Origin of the sequence: Streptomyces sp. URMC 127 (genome assembly GCF_051386535.1) — a bacterium.
Taxonomy (GTDB): Bacteria; Actinomycetota; Actinomycetes; order Streptomycetales; family Streptomycetaceae; genus Streptomyces.
Genome location: NZ_JBPQTW010000472.1, coordinates 1 through 806, shown reverse-complemented (window position 1 = coordinate 806; position 806 = coordinate 1). Strand labels below are relative to the sequence as shown.

General features: G+C 68.7%; 1 protein-coding gene. It reads left to right on the top strand.

Annotated features, from left to right (window positions below; all coding sequences use genetic code 11):
* On the top strand, positions 1-648 hold a 648-nt coding region (locus tag ACSNOH_RS34970), incomplete at its 5' end, for a branched-chain amino acid ABC transporter permease (protein WP_436725471.1).
* Between the last annotated feature and the right edge of the window lie 158 nt (positions 649-806).

The window sequence follows — 806 nt, the reverse complement described above, 5'->3', positions numbered from 1 at the left end:
GCCCCCCGGCTGGCCCCCCTCATCACCGCCATCGGCCTGTCCATCGCCCTCCAGCAACTCGTCTGGGCCTTCTACCCCGACGCCAAGAAATCCCGCGGATTCCCCCAGTTCCACGGCGACGCCTTCGCACTCGCCGACAACATCCACATCCAGCGCGACGACCTCTTCGTCCTCATCGCCGCACCCCTGTGCATGCTCGCCCTCGGCCTCTTCGTCGCCCGCAGCCGCACCGGCCGCGCCATGCAGGCCACCGCCCAGGACCCCGACACCGCAAAACTCATGGGCATCAACACCGACCGCATCATCGTCCTGGCCTTCGCCATCGGCGGCGCCTTCGCCGCCGTCGCCGCCGTCGCCCAAGGACTCCGCGCCGGCCAGATCAACTTCGAAATGGGCTTCATCCTCGGCCTCAAAGCCTTCACCGCAGCCGTCCTCGGCGGCATCGGCAACATCTACGGAGCCATGCTCGGCGGAGTCGTCCTCGGCATCGCCGAAGCCGCCGCCTCCACCTACATCCAGCACATCCCCGGCATGCAACAACTCGGCGGCGGCGGCTGGAAAGACGTCTGGGCCTTCGCCCTCCTCATCCTCGTCCTCCTCATCAGGCCACAAGGCCTGCTCGGCGAACGCGTCGCGGATCGGGCGTGACAGCGATGACACACGACAAGGCACACGACGGCGCGATGCACGACGACACGGCACGCAACGGCGCGGCACGCAACGGCACGGCCCACGACGGCAGCACCCACAGCGACACCCCGCAGGACACCGCGGCCACCACCGAAACCACCCCCCTCATCCCCCTC